We start from the raw sequence: 26,491 nt of genomic DNA, 5'->3' as shown, positions 1-26,491 counted from the left end.
CCGCTGCCCGCCGAGCACGTCCACCCGCCCAGCCCCGACTCGAAACCGGCGTTGCGCACCAGATTCGCCTCCGCGGCACCGGCGCTGCCGGTCAGGCCGCCGAAGGCCACCGAGCCGGCCGCGACCGCGGCCGCACCGAGCACCGCGACGATCCGGGCGCGGACGCCCCGGGCGCCCGGCACCGCGCCGCTCCTCCCGGGTCTGCGGGTTCCTCGCCTCGTGGGTTCCACTACTGCCTCCGTGCGTTGGGGGGTGGGAGCGCGTGGGGAGCGCATGGGAGACGGCGGCCACCGTGCTGAGCCGGAAGGATGGTTCAGACCAATGAGGGTGTCAAGGGGCACGGGGAACTCCGCGCCCCGACGACGGGACCGCGCCGCGCGCGGCGGGGGCGTCCGCGCCCGCCGCGCGCCGCCGGCGGACGCCCCGCGGCACGCTCCGTGCTCCCCGCCTTCCGGTAAGTGTTCTCTGCCGCCCAAAGCGCCTATAGGCTGCTGAGTCGGCAGAACGGAACAGGACTCCACAGGGCAGAGCAGTACCGCAGGACAGTTCTTGGACAGGGGAACCCCCACGTGCCCACAGCGATAGCCGTCACCAGCGCCGACCTGGTGCTCCCCCCGCCCGACGCGCACACGCCGACGGCGCACGTGCTGACGCCGCCCGACCGGCAGCCGCTGGACGCGGCGCTCCGCGAGACGCACCTGATGCTCGAACAGCACGGCTACGCCGTCGTGCTCCACCCCTCCTCCGTGCCCGCCTCCTTCGTCCGCAGGCTGCACACCGTCCGCTCGGTGCTGGAGAGCGACCGCATCGCCCTGCTGGAGGTCGACCTCCCGCCGCTGGCCACCGCCGTACTGGCGCTCCAGCTGCGGCAGTTGTCCGTCTGCGACTTCAGCCCCGGCGTCCTGGGCGCCGCCGTCCGGCTGCTGGCCCACTACGTGTACGCGGGCGCGCTGCTGAACTCCGTCGCCCGCCTGGACCGGGTGCCCGTCAGCCTCACCGCGCACGCCAGGTCCTGGGTGCCCGGCTCGCAGTTCGCCGTGCTCGCCGCCCCACGGCCCCAGATGGTGAAGGTCGGCGGCGGGGACGCGCTCGCCGGCCCGGAGTTCGCCACCCGCCTCACCCTCGCCCCCGGCCAGCTCTCCCCCGAGTGGGTGACCGGCACCCTCGCCCCCGGCTGGCGCGTGCACGGCGTCCAGGAGGTGCCGCTGCCCGCCGAGTCCTCCCGCTGGTGGGGGACGGGCCGGCTGGTGGAGTTCGCCGCGGCCATCCCGGACGTCTCCGTCCTGTACCAGCTCGTCAGCTCGGTGCGGCGGGAGGAGTGCCGCTGGTGCGGCCTGGAACTCATCGGCGACCGCTGCGCCTTCTGCTCCGCGCCCGTGGCGCCGCCGGACGGCCGCCGAGCCGCGGCGTCCGGCGGGACCCGCGCGATCCGCGGAACGTCGCGCAGGGCCCTTCCCGCCGGAGGCGGGGATCCCGCCCCCGGCCGGACGCGCTGAGGTGCGCCGCCACCGTCCCGGCCGGGCCGGGAACACGGCGCGGCCGCACCCGGACCCCGCCCGCGGGGCCGCCCGCCCCGCCCACCGCCGCCGTCCCCGAACGAGGTAAACGAGGTAGCCGCCACCATGAACTCACGCCAGCGCCGCGGCGTCATCCTGCTGCTCCTGTCCGTCCTGTGCGCCCTGGGCGCCTTCGCGGGGGTGCTGTCGGTGATCGACGACGTGGAGTCGAAGGTCGGTCCGGAGGTCACCGCGTACCGGCTGGCGAGGAACGTGCCGGCCTACCAGGGGCTGGACGGGGCGGTGGAGGAGGTCTCCGTGCCCGAGCGCTGGCTGCCGAGGACCGCGGTCACCGACCTCGACGCCCTGAAGGGCAAGATCGCCGCCGGCCCCCTGACGAAGGGCTCCCTCCTCCAGACCGACATGGTGGCCGACCGGCCCGAACTGAAGCCGGGGGAGCAGGAGATCGCCATCATGATCGATGCGGAGACCGGGGTGGCGGGCAAGATCAACCCCGGCTCCCGGGTCAACATCTACGCCACCTTCCGCGACAAGAACGAGAACGAGGTCTCCAAGGTGATCGTCGACCACGCCCGCGTCATCGACGTCGGCGAACTCACCCCCATCCACCGGGACAGGGAGGACGACGTCGACCGCGACTCCGAGGCGGTGCCGATCACCTTCGCGCTGAGCACCGTGGACGCCCAGCGCGTCGCCTTCGCCGAGTCCTTCGCCGTCAACGTCCGGCTGGCCCTGGTGGCCCCCGGGGACCGGACCGAGATCCCCGAGGAAGAGCGCACCTACACCCTCGTCGGGGACAAGTGAGGCACGGATGGTCACGCGCATCCTCCCGGCCGTCGGCGACGCGGACGCCGCCCGCTCGGTGACGGCCCTGCTGGGGCAGCTCCCCGGCACCGAACCCGCGCCGCCCGTCGGCGACTCCACCTCGCTGCTGGACGTCCTCGCCGCGACGGCCGCCGAGTCGGTGGCCGACCTGCCCGAGGTCGTCCTCGTCCACGAGCGCATCGGACCGGCCCCCGCCCTGGAGCTCATCCGGGAGGTCGCCCTGCGCTTCCCGGCCGTCGGCGTCGTCCTGGTCACCTCGGACACCACCCCCGGCCTGTACTCCGCCGCCATGGACGCCGGCGCGCGCGGCGTGGTCGGACTGCCCCTGTCGTACGACGAGCTGGCGGCGCGGGTGGGGGCCGCCGCGCAGTGGGCGGCGGGCGTGCGGCGGCACCTGGGAGCCGGCCCGGACGCCCTCGCCGGCCCCGGCGGCACCGTCGTCACCGTCACCGGCGCCAAGGGCGGGGTGGGCACCACGGTGCTGGCCGTCCAACTGGCGCTCGCCGCCTGCGCCTCGGGCCGCGCCACCGCCCTGGTCGACATGAACCTCCAGGCCGGGGACGTGGGCTCCTACCTCGACGTCCAGTTCCGCCGCTCGATCGCCGACCTCGCCGGCATCAGCGACATCTCCCCGCGCGTGCTCCAGGACGCCGTCTACTCCCACGCCACCGGGGTGGCGCTGCTGCTCGCCCCGGCCGAGGGCGAACGCGGCGAGGAGGTGGACGACCGGGCGGTCCGGCAGATCGTCGGCGCGCTGCGCTCCCGCTACGAGGTCGTGGTGATCGACTGCGGCACGCAGATGAACGCCGCCAACGCCGCCGCCGTGGAGACGGCGGACACGGCCGTGCTGGTCACCACCCCCGACGTGGTCGCCGTACGCGCCGCCAAGCGCATGATCCGGCTCTGGGACCGCCTCCAGATCCGCAAGGCGGAGGAGACGCTGACCGTCGTCAACCGCCACACCCGCAGCGCCGAGATCCATCCGCAGCTCATCGCGCAGATCGTCCGCACCAGGATCGCGCGCACCGCCGTTCCGGCGAACTTCAGGGAACTCCAGGGCGCCGTGGACTCCGGCCGGATGCAGGACCTGGACAGCCGCGGCGCCGTCCGCCAGGCGATGTGGGCCCTGGCCGGGGAGCTGGGCCTGGTCGGCGCGGCCGGCGGCGCGGACACGGCGGGCCGGACGGGCCGGGGCCGCCGCCGCAGGGGAGGCGTCGAGCGGCACTCCTGAGGGCAGCAACGCAGTGGACCGGCCGCCGGGGGCGGTCCGGGGAGGGAGGACCGATGCGCGCCACACGGACACCGGACGGCCCGGGCCGCGGCCGGGACAGCGGCCAGACGATCGTCGAGTTCGTCGGCGTGCTGCCCCTGATCCTGGTCGTCCTGGCCCTGATGTGGCAGTTCGTGCTGATCGGCTACACCTTCACCCTCGCCGGCGACGCCGCCGACCGGGGCGCCCGCGCGGACGCGGTGGACGGGGACTGCGCGGGGGAGGCCCTGGAGGACCTGCCGCGGGCCTGGCGGGGCTCGGCGGACGTCGCCGGCTGCGGCTCCGGAGGCGCGATGGCCACGGTCACCGTCCGCCTGCGGGTGCCGGTGCTCTTCCCCGGGGGTGCGAACCTCCCGATGACGGTCACCGGGAAGGCGGGCGCGGTGCGGGAGGGGCGGCGGTGAACCACCACCAGCGGACCGGACGGTTCCGGCGGGCCGGCTCCGACCGGGGCCAGGCCGCCCTGGAGTTCGTCGGCTTCCTCCCGCTGCTCCTGCTGGTCGGGCTCGCCGCCGTCCAGCTCGGCCTGGTCGCCTACGCCGCCCAGCAGGCCGGCACCGGAGCCCGCGCCGCCGCCCGCGCCGAGTCGATCGAGGACGGGGACGTCGGCGGCGGGGAGGCGGCCCGCGCCGCCGTCAGCGACTGGCTCGACCCCCGGGTCGGGATCAGCGCCTCCTCCGACGAGGTGACCGCCACCGTCACCGTGGACATCCCCTCGGTCGTCCCCGGCATCGACTTCGGAGCGGTGAGGAGGGCGTCCACCATGCCCCGCGACTGAGCACCGCCCGCGCACCACCCGTGAACCGACAGGACCAAGAGGAGTTGGCATGAGCCTGAGGGCGCGCCTCACCGCACCCGAGACGGCCGGCGGACAGCAGGAGGAGAGCCACCTCGTCGCGGTCTACCGCGCCAAACTGCTGGAGGAGATCGACCTCGCCGAGATGTCGACCCTCGCGGCGGCCGAGCGGCGCACCCGCCTGGAGCGGGTGCTCGGCCACATCATCAGCCGCGAGGGCCCGGTGCTCTCCACCCAGGAGCGCTCCCTCCTCATCCGCCGCGTCGTGGACGAGGCCCTGGGCCTGGGCATCCTGGAGCCGCTGCTGGAGGACGCCTCCATCACCGAGATCATGGTCAACGGCCCCGACCAGGTCTTCGTCGAGCGGGCCGGGCGCGTCGAGCGCCTCCCGCTGCGCTTCGCCTCCACCGAGCAGCTGATGCAGACCATCGAGCGGATCGTCTCCACCGTCAACCGCCGCGTCGACGAGTCCAACCCCATGGTCGACGCCCGCCTCCCCTCCGGCGAGCGCGTCAACGTCATCATCCCGCCGCTCTCCCTGACCGGGCCCACGCTCACCATCCGCCGCTTCCCCCGCGCCTACACCCTCCACGAGATGATCGGCCTGGGCTCCCTGGACGAGCACATGCTCCTGCTGCTGGCGGGACTCGTCCGCGCCCGGTTCAACGTCGTCGTCTCCGGCTCCACCGGCTCCGGCAAGACCACCCTGCTCAACGCCCTGTCCGGGCTGATCCCCGACGGCGAGCGCATCATCACCATCGAGGACGCCGCCGAACTCCAGCTCCAGCAGAGCCACGTCATCAGCCTGGAGAGCCGCCCCGCCAACGTCGAGGGCAAGGGCCGGATCACCATCCGCGACCTGGTGCGCAACTCCCTGCGCATGCGCCCCGACCGCATCATCGTCGGCGAGGTCCGCGGCGGCGAGACCCTCGACATGCTCCAAGCCATGTCCACCGGCCACGACGGCTCGCTCGCCACCGTCCACGCCAACAGCGCCGAGGACGCCCTGATGCGTCTGCAGACCCTCGCCTCGATGGCCGAGGTGAAGGTCCCCTTCGAGGCGCTGCGGGACCAGATCAACAGCTCCCTGGACGTCATCGTCCAACTCGGCCGCTACCCCGACGGATCGCGCCGCGTCAGCGAGATCGCCGTCCTGGACTCCCGGGGGCGCGAGGAGTACCGCATCGCGACCGTCTGCCGCTTCGAGGCCCTGCCCGCGGGAGCGGACGGCGCCGTGCGCGGCGCCTTCCGCCACCTGCCCCTGCCGCGCCGCACGGCCGAGCGCCTCCACCTTAAGGGAGAGCCCGTGCCGCCCGCCTTCGGCGTCGCGCGGGACGACAGCCAACTGACCACCCGAGCAGCCACCTAGGAAGCCGCCCGACATGGACAATCTCGCGCTGCCGACGATCGGCGCCACCCTGCTCGCCGGGGTGCTCGCCGTCGCGGGCATCCACGCCTACGCCTCCGGAAGGGCGCAGCACCGGGCGCTGGTCGACCGGCTCTCGCACAGCGGGCAGCCCGGACCGGCCGGGCGCAGGCGCCGGTTCGCCGGCGTCGACCGGAGGCTGCGGAGGACGGCGGTGGGCCGCAGGATCGAGCTGAAGCTCGCCGCCACCGGACTCGACCTGACCCCGGGCGAGTTCCTCGTCTCCATGACGGCGGCGGTGGCCGGCCTGTGGCTGCTGGCCTCCTCCGTGCTGGCCCCCTTCTTCGGCCCGATCGCCGGACTCGCCGGGATCTGGAGCGCCAACGCCTTCCTCACCTGGCAGCGCAACAGGCGCATCGAGGCGTTCATCGCCCAGCTCCCGGAGCTCTCCCGGGTGCTGGCCAACGCCACCCGCGCCGGGCTCGCCCTGCGCACCGCGCTGAGCATGGCGGCCGAGGAGATGGAGGCCCCCGCCGGCGACGAGATCGGCAGGGTCGCCGCCCAGCTCGCCGTCGGCCACTCCATCGACGACGCCCTGAACGAGCTCGCCGAACGGCTGCCCTCGCGCGAACTGGTCGTCCTGGTCACCACCCTGGTGCTCTCCAACCGGGCGGGCGGCGCGGTCGTCAGCTCCCTGCAGAACCTCACCCGCACCCTGGAGGAGCGCAAGGAGACCCGGCGCGAGGTGCGCACCCAGCTCTCCCAAGTGAACGTCACCGCCTACACCGTCCCGGCCATCGGGCTGGGCGCCATGCTGCTGATCGACACCATCGAACCCGGCGCCCTGGACCGGGTCACCGGCAGCTTCGCCGGCCAGGTCGCGGTGGTCGTCTCGGTGGCGCTGTACGTGCTGGGGTTCGTCGCCATCCGGCGCATCTCCCGGATCGACGTCTGAGACGGCCGGGGAGACAGGAGGGGACAGGACATGGGACTGCTGCTCGCACTCGTCCTCGGGCTCAGCGTGTACGGGATCTTCGCCGGCGCCCGCATGTACCGCAGCGAGACCAGGCTCCCCGGCGACCTGGCCGTCGCCCTGGAGGTCGGTTCCACCCGCACCGGCGCCGTCGGCTCGGCCGTGGACCGGCTCGGCATGCGCTGGGCCCCGGTCGTACTGCGGCTGATGGGCCCGGAGCGGGTGGACCGCAAGCGCCGCCGGATCAGCATGGCCGGCAACCCCGGCGGCCTGACCATCGACCGGTACGCCGCCCGCCGCGCCGTCTACGGCCTCCTGGGGTTCTTCGGCGCGCTGGTGATGCTGGCCGACGGACGGCCGGTGGTCGCCGTGCTGCTGGTCGTTTTCGGGCTCTTCTGGGCGGAGGTGGGCCTGTGGGTCGCCGTCCGCCAGCGCAAGGAGGACATCGAACGCACCCTCCCGGACTTCCTGGACGTCCTCGCGGTCGTCGTCAGCGCCGGACTCGGCTTCCGCCAGGCCCTGGAGCGGGTGGCCGAGCGGTACGAGGGCCCCTGGGCCGACGAGCTGCGCATCACCCTGCGCCAGATGGACATGGGCGTCAGCCGCCGGCAGGCCTTCGACGAGCTGCGCAGGCGCAACGACTCCGAGCAGGTGGCGATGTTCGTCACCACCCTCCAGCAGGGCGAGGAGCTGGGCGCGCCGATCGTGGAGACCCTGATCTCCATCGCGAACGACATGCGGCGCGCCGACGCCCAGAACGCGCGGCGCCGGGCCGCCAGGGCGATCCCCAAGGCCACCATGGTCGTCACCACCTTCATGGTGCCCGCCACGATCATCCTGATGGGCGCCGGCCTGCTGCTCGGCTCCGGGACCGACTTCGGGTCCTTCGCCGGGGAGTAGAGCGGGGTCGTTTTCGGGGTGGCGCGGCTGGGCGGGGCGCGGTGCCGCTCCGGCCGGCCGCGGGAGTCCGGTTCCGGCCAACCGGCCGCGGCCGCACGCGGCGCCGGGACGGCGGATCCCACCGGCCCCGGACGGCCGCCGACACGCTTCCCGGCCGTCCGGATGCGGATGCACCGGGCCTTCCGGAGGACCTGCCGGAAACGAGCGCATCCGCACAGGGCGGACAGGAGGAATCCGCCCATCACGGCCCAACTGCCGCGTGGGCACGGAAGCCGCGGGCGGTCTTGAATGTGCCATGCCACGCGCACATACCTTCGCAACCGCAACTTCTTGTGGCACAGTCGGTAGGGGTCCGGGGTGTCCCGGGTGCAGCGGTTCGGGCCGAGCGGCAGGGAGGTGCGGGTGACGGGAGCGAACGCCTCCGGCGCGGCCGGCCGCCGTCCTGCGGTCCTGTGCCTCATCGGCGAGAAGACGGCAAAGGGCCGCGTCGGCCGGTTCCCCGCCGGAGTGCGCCCCACGGGTGGCGACGGGTCCGCCGCGGCCCGGCCGGGCACGGTGCGGCGGGGGGTGACCCGGCGGTGAACGCGCGGGCCACGGGCGGAAGACGGCGCCTGCAACGGTATCGGGCCACGCGCCCTCGGAACGGGCCGGGAGGCCCCGCGTACGTTTCTCGTGCCGCGGATGTGACCGGATCTACGAAGACCGGTGACGGGGAAGGCATCAGAGGCACAGAATCGTACGTGTCGGCCGGTGGAGGGCCGGCCGGACCCGGAGGGGAACACCGTGAGCGACAAACTGCTGAAGGCTGCCGTCACCACCCGAAACCGCCTGCTCGGCTGGCGGAACACCACGATGGAGGCCGTACGGCGCCGCGGGGACGAGGGCCAGTCCGCGGTCGAGTACATGGGCATCATCGTGGTGGTCGTGGCGATCATCATCGTCCTGCTCAACACCAATTTCGGAGACACGATCTCGGGAGAGATCACCGAACAGATCGAGCAGATCACCTCCCGGTGACAGGCGCGGACCGTGACGCCGGGCAGGCCTTTCCCGTCTACGTGGCGGCAGTGGCGGGCCTGCTCTTCCTCGCGTTCGCCTTCTTCGCGGTGGGAATGGCCTCGGCGAGCCGCAACGACGCCCAGGGCGCGGCGGACGCGGCCGCGCTGGCCGCGGCCCAGGACGCCAGGGACGGGCTGCGGGACGACCTGCTGGAGCTCTTCGACCCGGACGCCTGGGAGGACCTGCTCGACGGGAACCTGCCGGGTGGCGCGGGAGGGCCCTGCGGCGAGGCCGCGGAGTTCGCGCGGAAGAACGGCGCCGAGCTGACGGGGGACCAGTGCCGTCGGGTGTACTCTCCGGCGGGTTTCAGGGTCGAGGTCAGGAACACCAAGCCGGTGGGCGAGTCGTTGATCCCCGGCACGGAGAACCGCCACGCCACGGCCGCCGCCACGGCCGTCATCGAGCCCCTGTGCGGCATCAGGGAGACCGAGGGGGAGACCGAGGAGCCCGGAAGCGGTGAAGGCGAGGAAGAGGGCAGGGAGGGCGACGAGGAGAAGGAGGACGAGAAGGGGCACGAGCTGGTCTGCGAGGGGATCGACGAGCCCATCGAAATCGACCCCGACCGCCTCGCGGACATCCTTCCCGATCCGGAAGACCTGTTCTCCGTCCATCTGACGGACCGGTGAGCGAACGACGAGCAGAGGAAGCGCGATTCATGGGCACACGCGAGATCGGGAAGCTGTTGCGGGGCACCGTCGCCGTGGCGACGGCGGCGGCGCTGGCCTTCACCCTGACTGCGTGCGGCGGGGGAGACGAGAAGGAGCCGGAGGCCGCGTCCTCCTCCCAGTCGACCGGTGATGGTGGTGGAGAGAGGAGCGGCGGGAACAACTCCGAGGGCGGCGGCGAGGAGAACGAGGTTCTGGCGACGATCAACGGTGCCGACGGCGTGAACGTCGTCGTGAACTCGGCCGTGCGGGACCAGGCGGGATTCGTCACGGTCAAGGGAAAGGTCGAGAACACGGGTGACAAGACCTACGTGTTCCGCAACTGGGCCGCAGGCGACCTGGACTTCACGGGGAAGGGCGCCTCGGTCGCCGGCATGACGCTCGTCGACAAGAAGGGGAAGAAGCGCTACTACATCCTCCGCGACACCGACAACAACTGCCTGTGCACCATGTTCCCCGGCGGGCTGGGCGCCGGTGAGACCGCGGACTTCTTCGCCCAGTTCCCCGCGCCCCCCGCGGACACCACCGAGGTCGACCTCCAGGTTCCCACCATGAGCAGCGCGACCATCCGGATCACCGACAAGTGAGGGGCGCGCAGCGATGACCGACCGACCGCGTACCCCCGCCGCACGCCGCACCGTGGCCCTGGGCGCCGGCGCCCTGCTGGCCGTCTCGGTCCTGACGGCGACGGGGGCGGGGACCGCGCACGCCGAGCCCGGCCCCAGCGCACCCTCGGACTTCGTCCCCTCCCCGCCCCCGCCGGTGGAGGTGGACCAGAACGCGCCCGGCCTGATGATGAGGGACGGGGCGACCCTCAAGGAGCCCAAGGTCCTCGACATCCGCTCCATCGTCGAGGAGCAGGGCGGTGCCGAGAGGCGCGAGGACTCCAACAGCCAGACCAAGTTCACGCTCCAGGCCGAGGTGCTCTTCGGCAAGGACAGCGCCCGGCTGAACGGCGAGGCGTACGCGCGCATCGAGGACATCGCCGCGGAGATCGACAAGCAGGGCGCCGCGGAGGTCAACGTCTTCGGCTTCACCGACAACCTCGGTTCCTACGAGCACGGCACCAAGCTCTCCAAACAGCGCGCCGAAGCCGTCCACCGGCAGCTGCTGGAGGAGCTCTCCGCCGACGTCACCTTCAACATCCGCGGCTACAGCGAGGACTACCCGATCGCCGACAACTCCACGGAGGAGGGACGCAGGAAGAACCGCCGCGTCGAGGTCTCCTTCCCGCGCGGCGGGTGACCGGGGGGCGGGCCCGGCCCTCAGACCCCGACCGTGAGCCGCGCCCCCGGCCGCAGCCCCCAGCGGGCCATGGCCCCCGCCTCCGCCTCCAGGACGTGGCGGGCGCGCGGCCGGGGGGCGCCCAGACGGCCGGGCGGCATCGTCCGCACGGCCAGCACGCGCAGACTGCGGTCCAGGTAGGCGACGTCGACGGCGAAGCGCATCCGGAAGGTGTGCACGCTGCTCGCCGGGGTCAGCAGCAGGGCCCCGTCGACGCCGTCGCGTCCCAGCAGGCCCCGCATCCGGGAGCGGGGGGACGCGGCGATCTCCAGCGGGACGCCGGACGCGCCGTCCACGACGCTCAGGGTCCCTCTGCCGTCCCGCCACCGGACCATGGCGCTCCTTCCGCTCCCCGGGGGCCGTTCTAGCAGACGCCCCCGTACGGCCGGAGGCCGCCCGGGGGGCCGACCGCCCGTACGGCGTCCTCCTCCCGGGCCGGGGGCGGTTTTCCACAGGCGGGCCGGGGGCCTGGGCCCCGCGCGTCCGGCGCCCGTACGCTCACGGCGTGCGCCCCACCTCGCTCTCCCTGCTCCTGGCCGTTCCCGCAGCCGCCTACGGCGCCGCCGTGGGACTGCTGGTGCCCCGTGCCGCCTACCGGCTCGCCGTGCCGTACGGGGAGCCGTGGCGTGCCCAGTGCCCGGGCGGACACCCCCTGCCGGGGTGGGTGGGGCTCGCCCGGTGCGCGGAGTGCGCGGCGCGGGACGCCCCGGACGGGCGGGCCGCGCAGGACCGGCGGGAGGCCCGGGGCGCCCCCGGCGCGGAGCGCGGGGGGAGCGGGGGACGGGGTGGTGCGTACGGGCCCGGCGCCGCGGCACCGGCCGTGGCCACGGCCCTGGCGTGCGCGCTGCTCGCCGCGGCCGCCGGGGCCCGGCCGGAACTGGCCGTGTGGCTGCTGCTGGCGCCGTTCGCGGTGCTGCTGGCCGTCGTGGACCGCGCCGTCCACCGGTTGCCGGACGCCGTGACGCTGCCCCTGGCCGCGGCGGGCGCCGCGCTGCTCGGGATCGCCGCGCTGCTGCCCGGCGCGGCCGGCAGCTGGACCCGGGCCCTGCTGGGCGGGCCGGCGCTGGGCGGGCTCTACTGCCTGCTGTTCCTGGCCAATCCGCGCGGTCTGGGCCTGGGCGACGTCAAGCTGGCGGTTCCGCTGGGTGTAGCCCTTGGGTGGTACGGCTGGGGCGCGCTCCTGACCGGTGCCTTCGCGGGCTTCGCGCTGGGCGCGGTGTACGGGATGTCGCTGGTCGCGGCGGGGAGGGCGGGCCGGAAGGACGCCCTGCCGTTCGGGCCGTTCATGGCGGCGGGGGCCCTGGTGGGGCTGCTGCTGGGAGGGCTGACCGTGTGAACCGGCCCGCTGCTGCGCCCCCGGGCCGCCCCGGGGGGCTATGGTGGAGGTCCCCCCCTCGGGCCGGTCCGTATCCCCCCCACGGACCGGCCCGCTTCACGTTCCGCCCCGCCCCGCGGCGGAGAGCGGGCCGGGGCGGTGCCTCAGCTCTCGCTGCTGAGGGCCCACAGGTTGGCGCCGGGCGCCGTGACCGCGTGGGTGTCGATCTCCGCCAGCTCCCCGGCCGTCAGCTCCGGGGCCCGCAGCGCCGCCACGTTGGACTCCAGCTGTGCCACGCTGCTCGCGCCGATCAGCGCCGACGTCATCCGCGGGTCCCGCAGCACCCAGTTCAGCGCGAGCTGCGCCAGGGTCTGGCCGCGGCGCTCGGCGATGGCGGACAGACCGCGCAGCCGGCCCACCACCTCGTCCGTCAGCAGGCCCGGGTCCAGGGAGGAGCCCCGGGCGGCGCGGGAGCCCTCCGGGACGCCGTCCAGGTACTTGCCGGTGAGCAGGCCCTGCGCCAGCGGGGCGAAGGCGATGCAGCCCATGCCCTCCTCCTCCAGCGCGTCCAGCAGGCCGTCGTCCTCGATCCAGCGGTTGATCATCGAGTAGGACGGCTGGTGGATCAGCGGCCGCACCCCCATGCCGCGCAGGATCCGCGCCGCCTCGCGGGTGCGGCGCGCGCTGTAGGAGGAGACGCCCGCGTACAGGGCCTTGCCCTGGTGGACGGCGGACGCCAGGGCGCCCATGGTCTCCTCCAGCGGGGTGCCCGGGTCGAAGCGGTGCGAGTAGAAGACGTCGACGTACTCCAGGCCCATCCGCCTCAGCGAGGCGTCCAGCGAGGAGAGCAGGTACTTGCGCGAGCCCCACTCGCCGTACGGCCCGGGGTGCATCAGGTAGCCCGCCTTGGTGGACAGGACCAGCTCGTCGCGGTGGCCGCGGAAGTCGGTCGCGAGGATCCGGCCGAAGTACTCCTCGGCGGCCCCGGGCGGCGGGCCGTAGTTGTTGGCCAGGTCGAAGTGGGTGATGCCCAGGTCGAAGGCGCGGCGCAGGATCGCCCGCCGGGTCCGAGGCGTGCGGTCGTCGCCGAAGTTGTGCCACAGGCCCAGCGAGATCGCCGGGAGCCGCAGCCCGCTGCGGCCGGTGCGGCGGTAGGGCATGGCGTCGTCGTGGCGGGATCCGCCGGGGAGGCGCGGGGAAGCGTCGTTCATGGGCCCTGCCTACCACCGTTCTTTATCGCCGTTCTGTGACGTTCCCGGTTCGTGCGTCCGTGCGGATGCGCAGTAAGGTGCCTATGGCCTGTCCGGCCGGGTCCCCGCCGGCCGCGGCCTCCCCTGCCCCGAGCCCGGACCTGTTCCGGGATCCGGCGCCCGGAAGGGAACCGGGCCTCCCACAGCGACGCGTCGTCCCGCCCCGTCGGCGGGCTGCCGAGCCGTTCCCGGGAGCCGGGAGGAGGAGCGGCCGGGGACCGACCGGACAGAACTGGCGTTCGGGCCGGCATGGAGGGCTGACAAACCGATGCTGCAATCTTCCCGGGGACGGACCCGGTATCCCCGGTGGCTGCGCCGGCTGGTCTACAGGCTCTACGCCCACCGGGTGGAGGGCCGCCTCGACCACGACCAGGTGCCCAAGCACATCGGCGTCATCCTCGACGGCAACCGCCGCTGGGCACGGGCCTCCGGCGGCACCACCGAGCAGGGCCACCAGGCCGGGGCGGAGAAGATCCGCGAGCTGCTGGGCTGGTGCGCCGAGACGGACGTCGAGGTCGTCACCCTGTGGCTGCTCTCCACCGACAACCTCAGCCGGCCCCCCGAGGAGCTCAGGCCGCTGCTGGGCATCATCGAGGACGCCGTGCGGGACCTGGCCGCGGACGGGCGCTGGCGTGTGCACCACGTGGGCACCCCGGACCTGCTGCCGGACCACACCCAGCGGGTGCTGAAGGAGGCCGAGGAGACCACCCGGGGCAACACGGGGATACTCGTCAACGTCGCCGTCGGCTACGGCGGCCGGCAGGAGATCGTGGACGCGGTGCGCTCCCTGCTGGCCGACCGGGCGGCACGGGGCATGACGCTGGAGCGGCTGGCGGAGGAACTCGAGGTCGAGGACATCGCCGAACACCTGTACACCCGGGGGCAGCCCGACCCGGACCTGGTGATCCGCACCAGCGGGGAGCAGCGGCTGTCCGGCTTCATGCTCTGGCAGAGCGCCCACTCCGAGTACTACTTCTGCGAGGTCTTCTGGCCCGCCTTCCGGAAGGTGGACTTCCTGCGCGCGCTGCGGGACTACGCGGCCCGCCACCGCCGCTACGGCACCTGACGCCCCGGCGCCGGGGTCCGGGACCGCCCCCGGGCCCCGGGCGCCCGAGTGTCCCGGGGCGCCGTCCCGGCAGGTCCGCGTCCCCTTTCCGCACCGGTCACCAGCCGTTCGCCGCACTGTCGGCATATGCCGTTGCATGGTGGCGGCGCGGACAGGGAATACCCCCTCCAGGCCGGCTCCCGGGACAGGGAGGCGGCCCCGGGAGGCCCTTTGCACACCACGGACGACCGTGCGGCCCGCACGGAGGACGCGGAGGGCCGGTGCCCGGCCCCGTGCAGGGGGCCGGAGCCCGGCCTCATCCCCGCGACGCCGTCGCACCCCGAACTCTTCCGAGGGGGTACGTCCATCCGTGGTGACCAGCACTAAGCGCCGTGACGACCGGCGCACCTACGTCATCGACACCAGCGTCCTGCTCGCCGACCCGGCGGCCCTGACCCGCTTCGACGAGCACGAGGTCGTGCTCCCGGTGGTCGTGGTCACGGAGCTGGAGGCCAAGCGCCACCATCCGGAGCTGGGCTACTTCGCCCGTCAGGCTCTGCGGCGACTGGACGAGTACCGCGTACTGCACGGGCGGCTGGACGCACCGATCCCGATCGGCGAGCTGGGCGGCACGCTCAGGGTCGAGCTCAACCACTCCGACCCGGCCGTCCTCCCCTCCACCATGCGCGGCGACCACGGCAGGCCGGTCGACAACGACTCGCGCATCCTGGCGGTGGCCCGGAACCTCCAGGCGGAGGGGTACGACGTCACGGTCGTCTCCAAGGACCTGCCGCTGCGCATCAAGGCCTCGTCGGTCGGGCTGCTGGCCGAGGAGTACCGGGCCGAGCTGGCGGTCACCGAGTCCGGCTGGACGGGGATGACCGAGCTGACCCTGGCCGGCGAGGAGGTGGACGAACTGTTCGCCGCCGAGAGCGCGTACGTGCCCGAGGCCGCCGAACTGCCGGTGCACACCGGACTGGTGATCCACTCGGAGCGCGGCAGCGCGCTGGGCCGGGTGACGGCCGAGGGGCGGATCAGGCTCGTGCGGGGGGACCGCGAGGCGTTCGGCATCCACGGGCGCAGCGCCGAGCAGCGCGTGGCGCTGGACCTGCTGCTGGACCCGGAGGTCGGCATCGTCTCCCTGGGCGGCCGGGCCGGCACCGGCAAGTCGGCCCTGGCGCTGTGCGCGGGCCTGGAGGCGGTGCTGGAGAGAAGACAGCACCGCAAGGTGATGGTGTTCCGGCCGCTGTACGCGGTCGGCGGCCAGGACCTGGGGTACCTGCCCGGCACCGCCGACGAGAAGATGAACCCCTGGGCGCAGGCGGTCTTCGACACCCTCTCGGCGGTGACGACGCGTGAGGTGGTCGAGGAGGTCGTGGCCCGGGGCATGCTGGAGGTGCTGCCGCTCACCCACATCCGCGGCCGCTCCCTGCACGACGCCTTCGTGATCGTCGACGAGGCCCAGTCCCTGGAGCGGAACGTCCTGCTGACGGTGCTCTCCCGGATCGGCCAGGACTCCCGGGTCGTCCTCACCCACGACGTCGCCCAGCGCGACAACCTGAGGGTGGGCCGGTACGACGGGGTGGCCGCGGTGGTGGAGAGGCTGAAGGGGCATCCGCTGTTCGCGCACATCACCCTCACCCGCTCGGAGCGGTCGCCGATCGCGGCGCTGGTGACCGAAATGCTGGAGGAGGGCCGGATTTAAACCGGTTGACGGACGGCCCCGCCCGGCGAAGCCCAGCAGCCTAGCCGTGCGGGGCCGTTCGCGCGCCCTTTTCCTTCCGGCCGAAACCGCAAACGCGGTGTGAGGTATCCCACGTGTCACGGAATTGCATCGGCCGAACCGGTTCCGGCAGGGTGTGGGTTCTGTCAGGCCCCGCATACGGCATCCAGGCATCGACCGCACCACCCGGTGCGGCCCCCACAAGTCAACAGCAGCGCGCCGTATGCCGCCCGAAGAACCACGCGGGCCCCCGGATGGGGGACCGGCCGGGCCAGTGCCTCCCGTGACCACCACGAGGGGAGGCCCGTGTCAGGGGCACGATTGCGCCCGTGAGGTCACCTAAACGGGCATTGTGGAAGGAAACCGTGTGACTCGGATTTCGGTCCGGGGGTTCGCGGTGGCGTCCGCCACCGCGGTCACCACCGTGGGCGCCGTCGTCGGTGTGGCGTCGGGCAGTGAGCAGGGCACGGCCGAGCCGGTCGAGGTCACTGCCGCCGACGCGACACTTCTGGCGGAGATCCCCGCAGGTCAGCAGGCCCAGACCGCTTCCCTCACACAGCAGGCGGACAACGCCGCCGCCGCCGCGGACGCCGCGGCGAGGAAGGCCGCCGAGGAGGCCGCCCGCAAGCAGGCCGCCGCGGACGCCAAGGCCAAGAGGGAGGCGGCCGAGAAGAAGGCCGCCGAAGAGGCGGAGAAGCGCGAGAAGGCCCGGCAGCAGGCCGCCAGCCGTTCCGCGGAGCGCACCGACTTCGCGGTGCAGAGCTCCTACACCATCGCCGAGGTCAAGGCGATGGCCCAGCAGATCGTGGGCGCCGGCCAGTTCCAGTGCTTCTCCAGCATCGTCGAGCGCGAGAGCGGCTGGAACTACCGGGCGCAGAACCCCTCCTCGGGCGCGTACGGCCTCGTCCAGGCCCTGCCCGGCTCGAAGATGGCCTCGGCCGGGGCCGACTGGCGGACCAATCCCGCCACCCAGATCAAGTGGGGCCTGAACTACATGAACGACAGGTACGGCAGCCCCTGCGGTGCCTGGCAGTTCTGGCAGGCCAACCACTGGTACTGAGCCGCCGCCGATTCCGGCGACCCCCCGCCCCACGGGCGGGGGGTTTGGCGTGCCGCACGGGGAGCAAACCTTTATCCCGGTACCGTCGTCCTCTGATGGGGTGCCCGGCGCGGTGACACGTGCCGGGCGGATCGGGCCGAGCCGCGACGGAGCGGCCGGTACAGGACACAGGGGGGCGAAGGAAGCGGCATGTCGAGACTTCGGGACCTGAAGGACAGCGTGTCGCGCGCAACCGCCCGGCTGACCGAGCGGCGGGCGCGTGCGGCGGAGGACACCACCGACGGCCTCGGGCCGCCCCTGCCGCCCCCGCCGCCCCCCGCCCCGCTCGCCGGGAGCCCCGGCCCGCCCCCGCCCGCCGCCGTGGTGCCGTGGGGGGTGCGCGTGGCCGCCGAGGTGGGGTGGCGCCTGCTGGTCCTGGCCGGGGTCATCTACGTCCTCATCGAGGTGATCAGCGCGGTCAGCCTGCTGGTCCTGGCCTTCACCGTCGGCCTGCTGCTCACCGCGCTGCTCCAGCCGACGGTCGCCCGGCTGAGGCGGCTGGGGATAGCGCGCGGCCCGGCCACCACGATCACGTTCGTCGCCGGCGTGGCGATGCTGGGCCTGGTGGGCTGGTTCGTGGTCTGGCAGGTGATGGAGAACCTCGACGACCTCACCAAGCAGGTCCAGGACGGCATCGAGGAGCTGAAGACCTGGCTCCTCAACAGCCCCTTCCACGTCACCGAAGAGCAGATCAACAACATCGCCGACAGCCTGAACGACTGGCTCGGCAGCAACAGCCAGGAGATCACCAGCGCGGGCCTGCAGGGCGTGACGGTGGTGATGGAGTTCCTCTCCGGCGCGGTGCTGGCCCTCTTCGTGACGATCTTCCTGCTCTACGACGGCCGGCGGGTGTGGAACTGGTCGCTGAACTTCGTGCCCGCGGCGGCGCGCGACGCGATCGCGGGCGCGGGGCCGCGGGCGTGGACGACGCTCACCGGCTATGTGCGCGGCACGGTCATCGTGGCGTTCATCGACGCCTTCTTCATCGGCATCGGCATCTACTTCCTGGACGTGCCGATGGCCGTGCCGCTGGCCGTGTTCATCTTCCTGTTCTCCTTCATCCCGATCGTCGGCGCCTTCGCCTCCGGGACGCTGGCGGTCATCGTCGCCTTCGTGGCCAACGGCGTGGTCTCCGCGCTGCTCGTCCTGGCGGTCGTCCTGGCCGTGCAGCAGTTGGAGGGCCATGTGCTCCAGCCGTTCATCCTCGGCCGGCTGGTGCAGGTGCACCCGCTGGGCGTGGTGCTGGCGGTGACCGGCGGCAGCCTCCTGGCGGGCATCCCCGGCGCGGTGACGGCGGTGCCGGTGGTGGCGGTGCTCAACACCGTCGTCTGCTATCTGAAGGCGTACGCGCGGGAGAGGGCGCTGCACGGCGGGGGCGGGCCCCACGGCGCCACGGGCGCCGCGCCGGCACCGTCCGGACAGGTGACGGCGGGGCAGGCGGCGGCCGGAGCGGAGCGGCCGGCGCCGGGCAACGGCAAGCAGGGCAACGGAAAGTCGGGCAACGGGGTGTCGGGCGACGGGCCGGAGGCCCCGGACCGGTAGGCCGCCCGGCGCTCCGCCGCCCCCGCACCGAATCCCTCCGGGGCCCCGCCGCACGGCGGGGCCCCGGTCGTCTGCCGGTCTCCCCGCCGAGGGGCTTACGCGGCGGGGCCCTCCGGGTTAAAGTGATATCACTTTGCTAGAGAGTCAACGAGAAAGACGGGGAACCGACATGCCCGCCGACACCGCACCCACCGCCCGGGACCTCCCCGAGATGCCCGTGCCGCACGTCACGGAGAAGCCCGCCTACTCCGTCTCCGGCGTGCTCGCCCTGCTGCTGGGGCTGATCGGCCTGCTGGCCGGCGGCGCGAGCGCCGTCGGCGGAGCCGGACTCCTCTCCGGCGAATCGGGCGCCGCGGGGGCCGCTCTGGTGGTGGTCGGGGTGCTCCTGGTCATCGGCTCGGTCTTCGCGATGGCCGGGCTCAACATGGTGGCGCCGGGCGAGGCCCGGGTCGTCCAGCTCTTCGGCCGCTACACCGGGACGGTGCGCGAGGACGGCCTGCGCTGGGTCAACCCCCTGACGACCCGGAAGAAGATCTCCACCCGGGTCCGCAACCACGAGACGGCCGTGCTCAAGGTCAACGACGCCTACGGCAACCCGGTCGAGCTGGCCGCGGTCGTCGTCTGGCAGGTCGAGGACACCGCCCAGGCCACCTTCGAGGTGGACGACTTCCTGGAGTTCGTCTCCACGCAGACCGAGGCCGCGGTGCGGCACATCGCCATCGAGTACCCCTACGACGCCCACGACGAGGGCGGCCTGTCGCTGCGCGGCAACGCCGAGGAGATCACCGAGAAGCTCGCCGTCGAGCTGACCGCGCGGGTGCGGGCGGCGGGCGTGCGGATCATCGAGTCGCGCTTCACACACCTGGCGTACGCCCCCGAGATCGCCGCCGCGATGCTCCAGCGGCAGCAGGCGGGCGCGGTGGTCGCGGCGCGCCGGACGATCGTGGACGGCGCCTGCGGGATGGTCGAGGACGCCGTGGCCCGGATCGCCGCGCAGGACTTCGTCGAGCTGGACGAGGAGCGCAAGGCCGCCATGGTCAGCAACCTGCTGGTGGTGCTCTGCGGTGACCGGTCGCCCCAGCCGGTCCTCAACGCGGGGTCGCTCTACCAGTGACCGGCGGGGCGGAGCGCGGAGGACGGCCCCCCGAGGGCGCGGGCGCGGAGCCGGGGGCGGAGCGGCCGCGCCGGCGCGAGCGCAAGCAGGTGCTGCTGCGCCTGGACCCGGCGGTCCACGACGCGCTCGCCGGGTGGGCGGCCGACGAACTGCGCAGCACCAACGCCCAGATCGACTACCTGCTGCGCAGGGCCCTGACCGAGGCCGGACGCATGCCGCGCGACGCGCGCCCCCTCCCGCGCCGGGGCCGCCCGCCGCGCTCGCGGGAGGACCCGCCGGGCGGCCCGCGGGAGTGAGGGGCGGGGGCGCCGGAGAGGGGCGGTACGACCCTCTCCGGCGCCCCCGCCCTTTCCCGCCGCAGCGGGGAAAACCGCGTCGAGCTGCGAGAACACCGGTATCCGCACTGCGTATACATCACGTGTATACGCATGGTGTACAGTCCTCGGCATGTCCATCGGCCACACCCTGCTCGGGCTCCTGGAGACCGGACCCCGTCACGGATACGACCTCAAGCGCGCCTTCGATGAGCGCTTCGGCCACGACCGCCCCCTGCACTACGGGCAGGTCTACTCGACCATGTCCAGGCTCCTGAAGAACGGCCTGGTGGAGGTCGAGGGCGTCGAACCCGGTGAAGGCCCCGAACGCAAGCGCTACGCGATCACCGACGCCGGGGTCACCGACGTCGCCGACTGGCTCGGCCGCCCCGAGAGGCCCGAGCCGTACCTGCAGTCCACCCTCTACACCAAGGTCGTCCTGGCGCTGCTGACCGGCCGCGACGCCGCCGAACTGCTGGATATCCAGCGCACCGAGCACCTGCGGCTGATGCGGGAGCTGACCCAGCGCAAGAGGAGCGGCGACCTCGCGGACCAGCTCATCTGCGACCACGCCCTCTTCCACCTCGAAGCCGACCTGCGCTGGCTGGAGCTGACGGCCGCGCGTCTGGACCAACTCGCCCGGGAGGTACGCCGATGACCGCCGCCGAACCACTGCTCGGTGCCAGGGACCTGCGCAAGTCCTACGGCCCCACCCCCGCCCTGGACGGCGCGGACTTCTCCGTCCACCCCGGCGAGGTCGTCGCCGTGATGGGCCCCTCCGGCTCCGGCAAGTCCACCCTGCTGCACTGCCTGGCCGGCATCGTCCGCCCCGACTCCGGCACCGTCCGCTACCGCGGCCGCGAGCTGTCGGCCATGTCCGACGCCGAGCGCAGCGCCCTGCGGCGCTCGGAGTTCGGCTTCATCTTCCAGTTCGGCCAGCTCGTCCCCGAACTGACCTGCGCGGAGAACGTCGCCCTCCCCCTGCGCCTGACCGGCGTGGGGCGGAAGGAGGCCGAGCGGCAGGCCGCCGGCTGGCTGGAGCGGCTGGAGGTCGACGACGTGCGCCACCACCGCCCCGGCCAGGTGTCGGGCGGCCAGGGCCAGCGCGTCGCGGTCGCCCGCGCCCTGGTCGCCGGCCCCCGGGTGGTCTTCGCCGACGAGCCCACCGGCGCGCTGGACTCCCTCAACGGCGAGCGGGTGATGCAGCTGCTCACCGACGCCGCCCGGGACACCCGCGCCGCCGTGGTGCTGGTCACCCACGAGGCCCGCGTCGCGGCCTACTCCGACCGTGAAATCGTCGTCCGCGACGGCCGGGTGCGGGACCTGGCGGGCGCGGTATGAGCGCACTCGACTCCAGGGCGAGGACACCCGCCCCGGCCACCGGGCCCCCCGCGCCGCCCGCCTCCACCGGCCCCACGGGAGCGGCCCGCTGGGCGGCCGACCTGGCCATGGGCGCCCGCTTCGCGCTCTCCGGCGGACGCGAGGGCTGGACCCGCACCGTGCTCACCGCGATCGGCGTCGGCCTCGGTGTGGCCGTGCTGATGATCGCCGCCTCCGTGCCCACCATGATCGCCGCCCGCGACGTCCGCGCCGACGCCCGGGAGAACCTCGGCTTCTCCCAGCCGGTCGAGCCCTCCGACCGCACCGCCCTGTACGGGCACTCCGACACCGAGTTCCGCGACGAGGACATCCGCGGCCGGTACCTCCGGCCCGACGGCGACCGCCCGCCGCTGCCCCCGGGCGTGGAGAAGGCGCCCGGCCCCGGCGAGATGCTCGTCTCCCCGGCCCTGAAGGAACTGCTCGCCTCCTCCGAGGGGGAGCTCCTCAGGGAGCGGCTGTCCCAGCGGATCGTCGGCACCATCGGGGACGAGGGGCTGCTCGGTCCGGACGAACTCACCTTCCTGGCGGGCTCCGACCGGATGTCGGAGGACGACGGCTTCTCCTACCGCATCGACGGCTTCAAGGGGGCCGGGGAGCCGGAGCCCCTGGACGCGGTGCTGTTGCTGCTGGTGGTCGTCACCTGCGTGGTGCTGCTGCTCCCGGTCGGGGTGTTCGTCGCCACCGCGGTGCGCCTCGGCGGCGAACGCCGCGACCGCCGGCTCGCCGCCCTGCGGCTGGTGGGGGCCGACAGCCGCATGGTGCGGCGCATCGCCGCCGGGGAGTCCCTCGTCGGCGCCCTGCTCGGACTGGTCGTGGGCGCCGCGCTGTTCTTCCCGGCCCGTGAGCTGATCGGCGAGGTCACGCTCTTCGACCTCAGCGTCTTCCCGTCCGACGTACGGCCCAGCGCCCTGCTGGCCGGGTTGATCGTCCTGGCCGTGCCCGCCTCCGCCGTGGTCGTCACCCTGTTCGCGCTGCGCGGGGTCGCCATCGAGCCGCTGGGCGTGGTGCGCGGCTCCGGGGGCCGCCCGCGCCGGCTGTGGTGGCGGCTGCTGGTGCCGGCCGTCGGGCTGCTGCTGCTGGTCCCGGCCTTCGGCGGGATCGACAGCGGCCAGACCTCGATCGAGGCCTACCGGATCGCCACGGGGCTCGTGCTCCTGCTGATCGGCACCACCGTCGTGCTGCCCTGGCTGATCGAGCGGACCGTCGGAGGGCTGCGGGGCGGACCGCTCCCCCTCCAGCTCGCCGTCCGCCGCCTCCAGCTCGACAGCGGGTCGGCGGCCCGGGCGGTCGGCGGCATCACCATCGCCGTCGCCGGGGCCATCGGCGTCCAGATGCTCTTCGCCTCGGCCGGCGAGTCCTACACCCTGGACACCGGCCAGGATCCCTCCCGCGCCCAGATGGTGGTCTCGGCCGACGCCGGCGACGGCGAGGGGGCCCGCGAACTGACCCGGCGGGTCGGCGGGTCCCGGGGGGCGCGCGGGGTGCTGGGCGTGACGAGCACCTACGTCCCGGAGTACGGCAAGGGGGCGGAGGACGACAGCTACACGTCCCTCACCGTGGCCGACTGCGCCACCCTGGCCGAGCTGGCACGGGTCGGCGACTGCGAGGACGGGGACACCTTCGTGGTGCCCTCCTCGTACGAGGAGGGGGAGACCGGGGCCCGTCCGGGCGCGCGGCTGGACCTGAACACCCCGGTGTACGTGCGGGGGAGTGACGAGCCCGTGCAGAGGGGCGAGCCCGACCCGTGGACGGTCCCCGCCGGCGCCCGCGAGGTCGAGGGCAGGACCAGCCCCACGGGGATGGTGGTCGACGGCATCCTGGCCACCCCCGCGGCGCTCGACGTCTCCCGCCTGACGGACGCGCGCGTCGAGGTGATGGTGCGCATCGACTTCTCGGTGCCCGACGCCCGGGAGTACGTCCGCAACGCCGCGCAGGCCGGTTCCCCCGGCGTCAGCGTGCTGGAGCTGCAGGGCGACAACCGCGCCCGGGAGTTCGTGCTCATCCAGCGCGCCCTGTACGCGGGCGCCGCCGGAGTGCTGCTGCTGATCGGGGCCAGCATGGTCGTCTCCACCCTGGAGCAGCTGCGCGAGCGCAGGAGGCTGCTGTCGGTGCTGGTCGCCTTCGGCACCCGCCGCTCGACCCTGGCCTGGTCGGTGCTGTGGCAGACGGCGGTGCCCGTGGTGCTGGGACTGATGCTGGCGGCGGCCGGCGGGGTCGGCCTGGGCGCGGTCCTGCTGGCGATGACCTCCGAGCCGTTCTCGGTCGACTGGACGGGACTGGCCGCCACGACGGGCACCGGCGCGGCCGTGATCGCCCTGGTGACCCTCCTCAGCCTGCCGCCGCTGTGGCGGATGATGCGCCCGGACGGCCTGCGCACGGAGTGACCGCCCGCGCCGGCACCGGGCGGGAACCGCCGCACGCCGCCCGTACGCCCCGAGCCGGGGGCCGTACGGGCGGCGCCGTGCGCGCCCGGGGCGTGCCGCCGCGCGGTCCTGCCCCCGGCGGACGGGAGGGGCCGTCAGCCCCGCAGGTTCTTGAGGCGCCTGCCCTTGCGGGGCCTGGCCTCGACGCCGCCGAAGACCGCCGCGCCGCGCACCACGACCACCGGCGCCTCCGGGTCGTCGGACTCCGCGGACACCACGTCGTAACCGCCCATGATCCCGGTGCCCGAGCCGCGCAGGGTGACGTTCTCCGGGACCCTGATCTCCACCCCGCCGAAGATCGCCGTGGCGTTGACGACGACCTCCCGCTGCTCGAACAGGGCCTCGCTCAGGTCGATCTCCACCCCGCCGAAGAGCGCGAAGGCGTTGAGCCTGCCGCCCACCCGCCAGCGGCCCCGGCGCGTGGCACCGCTGAAGATCGCCACCAGGTTCTCCCCGGCCGCACCCGGCGAGGAGTGCGGCGCGGCGGACCGCGGCGCCGGGGCGGGACGCGTGAAGGCGTCCCCCGGCTCCCGCCGCGCCGGCGGCAGGTCGCGGACGAGGGGGCGCAGTTCGCCGATCGTCCTGGCCCGGTAGGCCGCGTCGATCCGCTCGGCGTGCTCGTCGGTGTCCAGCCGCCCCTCCGCGAGCGCCTCGCGGAGGATCTCCGCGACCCGGTCGCGGTCGGCGTCCGAGGCGCGCACGTCGGCCCCGGCGACGGCACCCGCAGGGGAGTGCTCCGCGGGTGCGCCGGCGGACTGCTTGCGCAGGGATGTGTCGTCATTCACACACCCAGCCTAGCGAACGCGATACATCGCGACCAGGGGGTGCGGCGGGCGCGGACCGGACCGCCGGCTGAGCCGTACCTCACACCCGGGCCGGGCACGGGGGGTCATACCCTGTGATGCGCCGCAAACGAGAGGAAGAGACGCCCCATGCCTGCCGACCCCCGCCCGAGCGCCCCCGAGTTCGCCTACACGGACCTGCTGCCCCTCGGCGCCGACGAGACGCCGTACCGCCTGGTCACCTCCGAGGGCGTCGGCACGGTCGAGGCCGGCGGGCGCACCTTCCTGACCGTCGAGCCGGAGGCGCTGCGCACGCTCGCGGCCGAGGCGATGCACGACATCTCCCACTACCTGCGCCCCGCGCACCTGGCCCAGCTCCGCCGCATCCTGGACGATCCCGAGGCCTCTCCCAACGACCGCTTCGTCGCGCTGGACCTGCTGAAGAACGCCAACATCGCCGCCGCCGGCGTCCTGCCGATGTGCCAGGACACCGGCACCGCGATCGTGATGGGCAAGCGCGGCCAGAACGTGCTGACGCGGGGCGGTGACGAGGAGGCCCTCTCGCACGGCATCCACGACGCCTACACCCGGCTCAACCTCCGCTACTCCCAGATGGCCCCGCTGACCATGTGGGAGGAGAGGAACACCGGCACCAACCTCCCGGCGCAGATCGAGCTGTACGCCGCCGACGGCGACGCCTACAAGTTCCTCTTCATGGCCAAGGGCGGCGGCAGCGCCAACAAGTCCTTCCTCTACCAGGAGACCAAGGCCGTCCTGAACGAGGCGTCCATGATGCGCTTCCTGGAGGAGAAGATCCGTTCGCTGGGCACGGCGGCCTGCCCCCCGTACCACCTGGCGATCGTCGTCGGCGGCACCTCGGCCGAGTACGCGCTCAAGACCGCCAAGTACGCCTCCGCGCACTACCTGGACTCCCTGCCGACCTCCGGCTCCCCGACCGGCCACGGTTTCCGCGACCTGGAGCTGGAGGAGAAGGTCTTCGAGCTGACCCAGAAGCTCGGCATCGGGGCCCAGTTCGGCGGCAAGTACTTCTGCCACGACGTGCGCGTCGTCCGGCTGCCCCGCCACGGCGCCTCCTGCCCGGTGGCCATCGCCGTCTCCTGCTCCGCCGACCGCCAGGCCCTGGCGAAGATCACCGCCGAGGGCGTCTTCCTGGAGCGGCTGGAGAAGGACCCGGCGCGCTTCCTGCCCGACACCACCGACGCCGACCTCGACTCCGAGGTGGTGCGCGTCGACCTCAACCGGCCGATGGACGAGATCCGGGCCGAGCTGACCAAGTACCCGGTCAAGACCCGCCTGTCGCTGACCGGCCCGCTGGTCGTCGCCCGCGACATCGCCCACGCCAAGATCAAGGAGCGGCTGGACGCGGGCGAGGAGATGCCGCAGTACCTGCGCGACCACGCCGTCTACTACGCGGGCCCGGCCAAGACCCCCGAGGGGTACGCGTCGGGCTCCTTCGGCCCGACCACCGCGGGCCGCATGGACGCCTACGTCGAGCAGTTCCAGGCGGCGGGCGGCTCCTTCGTGATGCTGGCCAAGGGCAACCGGTCCCGGCAGGTCACCGAGGCCTGCGCCAAGCACGGCGGCTTCTACCTGGGCTCCATCGGCGGCCCGGCCGCGCGCCTGGCCCAGGACTGCATCAAGAAGGTGGAGGTCCTGGAGTACGAGGAACTGGGCATGGAGGCGGTCTGGCGGATCGAGGTGGAGGACTTCCCGGCCTTCATCGTCGTCGACGACAAGGGCAACGACTTCTTCACCGACCCCGGCCCGGCCCGGCCGTTCGTCACCTCCATCCCGGTGCGTCCGGGGAGCTGACGCCCCCCACGGCGTA

General features: G+C 73.6%; 26 protein-coding genes and 1 pseudogene. 23 read left to right on the top strand and 4 right to left on the bottom strand.

Features of this window, described 5'->3' with window-relative positions; genetic code table 11:
• Nucleotides 1-182: pseudogene (locus tag ACFSJS_RS26085) on the bottom strand (chitinase); the annotation flags it as partial.
• A gap of 387 nt (nt 183-569) precedes the next feature.
• Between ACFSJS_RS26085 and ACFSJS_RS26080 the strand changes: the two are divergent.
• The 12 genes from ACFSJS_RS26080 (at nt 570) to ACFSJS_RS26025 (ending at nt 10,616) form a co-directional block, all read left to right on the top strand.
• Nucleotides 570-1,496 (top strand): hypothetical protein, encoded by a 927-nt coding sequence (locus ACFSJS_RS26080; RefSeq protein ID WP_380904630.1) that lies wholly within the window; start codon nt 570-572, stop codon nt 1,494-1,496.
• 126 nt (nt 1,497-1,622) lie between these two features.
• A complete protein-coding gene (gene cpaB / locus ACFSJS_RS26075) occupies nt 1,623-2,321 on the top strand; it encodes a Flp pilus assembly protein CpaB (RefSeq protein ID WP_380904628.1) in 699 nt (232 codons plus the stop codon).
• Between the two features lie 7 nt (nt 2,322-2,328).
• Nucleotides 2,329-3,573, top strand: a complete 1,245-nt coding sequence (locus ACFSJS_RS26070; RefSeq protein WP_380904626.1) for a CpaE/TadZ family protein — start codon at nt 2,329-2,331, stop codon at nt 3,571-3,573.
• A 53-nt stretch (nt 3,574-3,626) separates the two neighbouring features.
• Nucleotides 3,627-4,016 carry a TadE/TadG family type IV pilus assembly protein gene (locus ACFSJS_RS26065; RefSeq protein WP_380904624.1) on the top strand — a complete coding sequence of 130 codons (390 nt, stop codon included), beginning with the start codon at nt 3,627-3,629 and terminating at the stop codon, nt 4,014-4,016.
• Entirely contained in the window at nt 4,013-4,390 is a 378-nt protein-coding gene (locus ACFSJS_RS26060; RefSeq protein WP_380904622.1) for a TadE/TadG family type IV pilus assembly protein, read from the top strand. The genes ACFSJS_RS26065 and ACFSJS_RS26060 overlap by 4 nt, the downstream gene beginning before the upstream one ends.
• 49 nt (nt 4,391-4,439) lie before the next feature.
• Complete coding sequence (locus ACFSJS_RS26055) at nt 4,440-5,777, top strand: CpaF family protein (RefSeq protein ID WP_380904620.1); 1,338 nt, start codon at nt 4,440-4,442, stop codon at nt 5,775-5,777.
• 13 nt (nt 5,778-5,790) lie between these two features.
• Complete coding sequence (locus ACFSJS_RS26050) at nt 5,791-6,729, top strand: type II secretion system F family protein (RefSeq protein ID WP_380904618.1); 939 nt, start codon at nt 5,791-5,793, stop codon at nt 6,727-6,729.
• Between the two features lie 30 nt (nt 6,730-6,759).
• Nucleotides 6,760-7,647, top strand: coding sequence for a DUF5936 domain-containing protein (locus tag ACFSJS_RS26045; protein WP_380904616.1), 888 nt, complete (start codon nt 6,760-6,762; stop codon nt 7,645-7,647).
• A 783-nt stretch (nt 7,648-8,430) separates the two neighbouring features.
• Nucleotides 8,431-8,664 (top strand): hypothetical protein, encoded by a 234-nt coding sequence (locus ACFSJS_RS26040; RefSeq protein WP_380904614.1) that lies wholly within the window; start codon nt 8,431-8,433, stop codon nt 8,662-8,664.
• The gene (locus tag ACFSJS_RS26035; protein WP_380904612.1) at nt 8,661-9,332 is read left to right on the top strand and encodes a pilus assembly protein TadG-related protein; all 672 of its coding nucleotides are present in this window, start codon (nt 8,661-8,663) and stop codon (nt 9,330-9,332) included. Before ACFSJS_RS26040 ends, ACFSJS_RS26035 begins: the two co-directional genes overlap by 4 nt.
• A 29-nt stretch (nt 9,333-9,361) precedes the next feature.
• Nucleotides 9,362-9,958, top strand: coding sequence for a hypothetical protein (locus tag ACFSJS_RS26030; protein WP_380904610.1), 597 nt, complete (start codon nt 9,362-9,364; stop codon nt 9,956-9,958).
• 13 nt (nt 9,959-9,971) lie between these two features.
• Entirely contained in the window at nt 9,972-10,616 is a 645-nt protein-coding gene (locus tag ACFSJS_RS26025; protein ID WP_380904608.1) for an OmpA family protein, read from the top strand.
• Nucleotides 10,617-10,636: 20 nt separating this feature from the next.
• Here the strand turns inward: ACFSJS_RS26025 and ACFSJS_RS26020 are convergent, their stop codons facing one another.
• Complete coding sequence (locus ACFSJS_RS26020; protein WP_380904607.1) at nt 10,637-10,990, bottom strand: DUF192 domain-containing protein; 354 nt, start codon at nt 10,988-10,990, stop codon at nt 10,637-10,639.
• A 170-nt stretch (nt 10,991-11,160) separates the two neighbouring features.
• On the opposite strand from ACFSJS_RS26020, the gene ACFSJS_RS26015 reads away from it, so the two are divergent.
• Complete coding sequence (locus tag ACFSJS_RS26015; RefSeq protein WP_380904605.1) at nt 11,161-11,991, top strand: prepilin peptidase; 831 nt, start codon at nt 11,161-11,163, stop codon at nt 11,989-11,991.
• A gap of 143 nt (nt 11,992-12,134) precedes the next feature.
• On the opposite strand, the gene mgrA is transcribed toward ACFSJS_RS26015, so the two are convergent.
• A complete protein-coding gene (gene mgrA, locus ACFSJS_RS26010) occupies nt 12,135-13,181 on the bottom strand; it encodes an L-glyceraldehyde 3-phosphate reductase (protein ID WP_380904603.1) in 1,047 nt (348 codons plus the stop codon).
• Nucleotides 13,182-13,488: 307 nt separating this feature from the next.
• On the opposite strand from mgrA, the gene ACFSJS_RS26005 reads away from it, so the two are divergent.
• From ACFSJS_RS26005 to ACFSJS_RS25965, 9 genes are all read left to right on the top strand, one after another.
• Nucleotides 13,489-14,286, top strand: coding sequence for an isoprenyl transferase (locus ACFSJS_RS26005; RefSeq protein WP_380904601.1), 798 nt, complete (start codon nt 13,489-13,491; stop codon nt 14,284-14,286).
• Nucleotides 14,287-14,635: 349 nt separating this feature from the next.
• Nucleotides 14,636-15,970 carry a PhoH family protein gene (locus ACFSJS_RS26000; RefSeq protein WP_380904599.1) on the top strand — a complete coding sequence of 445 codons (1,335 nt, stop codon included), beginning with the start codon at nt 14,636-14,638 and terminating at the stop codon, nt 15,968-15,970.
• Between the two features lie 385 nt (nt 15,971-16,355).
• Complete coding sequence (locus tag ACFSJS_RS25995; RefSeq protein ID WP_380904597.1) at nt 16,356-17,048, top strand: aggregation-promoting factor C-terminal-like domain-containing protein; 693 nt, start codon at nt 16,356-16,358, stop codon at nt 17,046-17,048.
• A 189-nt stretch (nt 17,049-17,237) separates the two neighbouring features.
• Nucleotides 17,238-18,629 (top strand): AI-2E family transporter, encoded by a 1,392-nt coding sequence (locus ACFSJS_RS25990; RefSeq protein WP_380904595.1) that lies wholly within the window; start codon nt 17,238-17,240, stop codon nt 18,627-18,629.
• A 169-nt stretch (nt 18,630-18,798) separates the two neighbouring features.
• Nucleotides 18,799-19,743 (top strand): SPFH domain-containing protein, encoded by a 945-nt coding sequence (locus ACFSJS_RS25985; RefSeq protein WP_380904593.1) that lies wholly within the window; start codon nt 18,799-18,801, stop codon nt 19,741-19,743.
• Nucleotides 19,740-20,039, top strand: coding sequence for a type II toxin-antitoxin system antitoxin (locus ACFSJS_RS25980; RefSeq protein WP_380904591.1), 300 nt, complete (start codon nt 19,740-19,742; stop codon nt 20,037-20,039). The genes ACFSJS_RS25985 and ACFSJS_RS25980 overlap by 4 nt, the downstream gene beginning before the upstream one ends.
• Nucleotides 20,040-20,190: 151 nt before the next feature.
• Nucleotides 20,191-20,715 (top strand): PadR family transcriptional regulator, encoded by a 525-nt coding sequence (locus tag ACFSJS_RS25975; RefSeq protein WP_380904589.1) that lies wholly within the window; start codon nt 20,191-20,193, stop codon nt 20,713-20,715.
• Nucleotides 20,712-21,398 (top strand): ABC transporter ATP-binding protein, encoded by a 687-nt coding sequence (locus ACFSJS_RS25970; RefSeq protein ID WP_380904587.1) that lies wholly within the window; start codon nt 20,712-20,714, stop codon nt 21,396-21,398. Before ACFSJS_RS25975 ends, ACFSJS_RS25970 begins: the two co-directional genes overlap by 4 nt.
• Entirely contained in the window at nt 21,395-23,821 is a 2,427-nt protein-coding gene (locus ACFSJS_RS25965) for an FtsX-like permease family protein (RefSeq protein WP_380904585.1), read from the top strand. The genes ACFSJS_RS25970 and ACFSJS_RS25965 overlap by 4 nt, the downstream gene beginning before the upstream one ends.
• A 134-nt stretch (nt 23,822-23,955) precedes the next feature.
• On the opposite strand, the gene ACFSJS_RS25960 is transcribed toward ACFSJS_RS25965, so the two are convergent.
• Nucleotides 23,956-24,645 carry a DUF1707 SHOCT-like domain-containing protein gene (locus tag ACFSJS_RS25960; RefSeq protein ID WP_380904583.1) on the bottom strand — a complete coding sequence of 230 codons (690 nt, stop codon included), beginning with the start codon at nt 24,643-24,645 and terminating at the stop codon, nt 23,956-23,958.
• A gap of 147 nt (nt 24,646-24,792) precedes the next feature.
• Between ACFSJS_RS25960 and ACFSJS_RS25955 the strand changes: the two genes are divergently transcribed.
• Entirely contained in the window at nt 24,793-26,475 is a 1,683-nt protein-coding gene (locus ACFSJS_RS25955) for a fumarate hydratase (RefSeq protein ID WP_380904581.1), read from the top strand.
• The last annotated feature ends 16 nt before the right edge of the window (nt 26,476-26,491 follow it).

This window comes from Streptomyces desertarenae (assembly GCF_042681365.1).
GTDB classification, from domain to species: Bacteria; Actinomycetota; Actinomycetes; order Streptomycetales; family Streptomycetaceae; genus Streptomyces; species Streptomyces desertarenae.
Note: the sequence above shows the minus strand (reverse complement) of the source record. Positions and strands in the feature narration are given on the sequence as shown.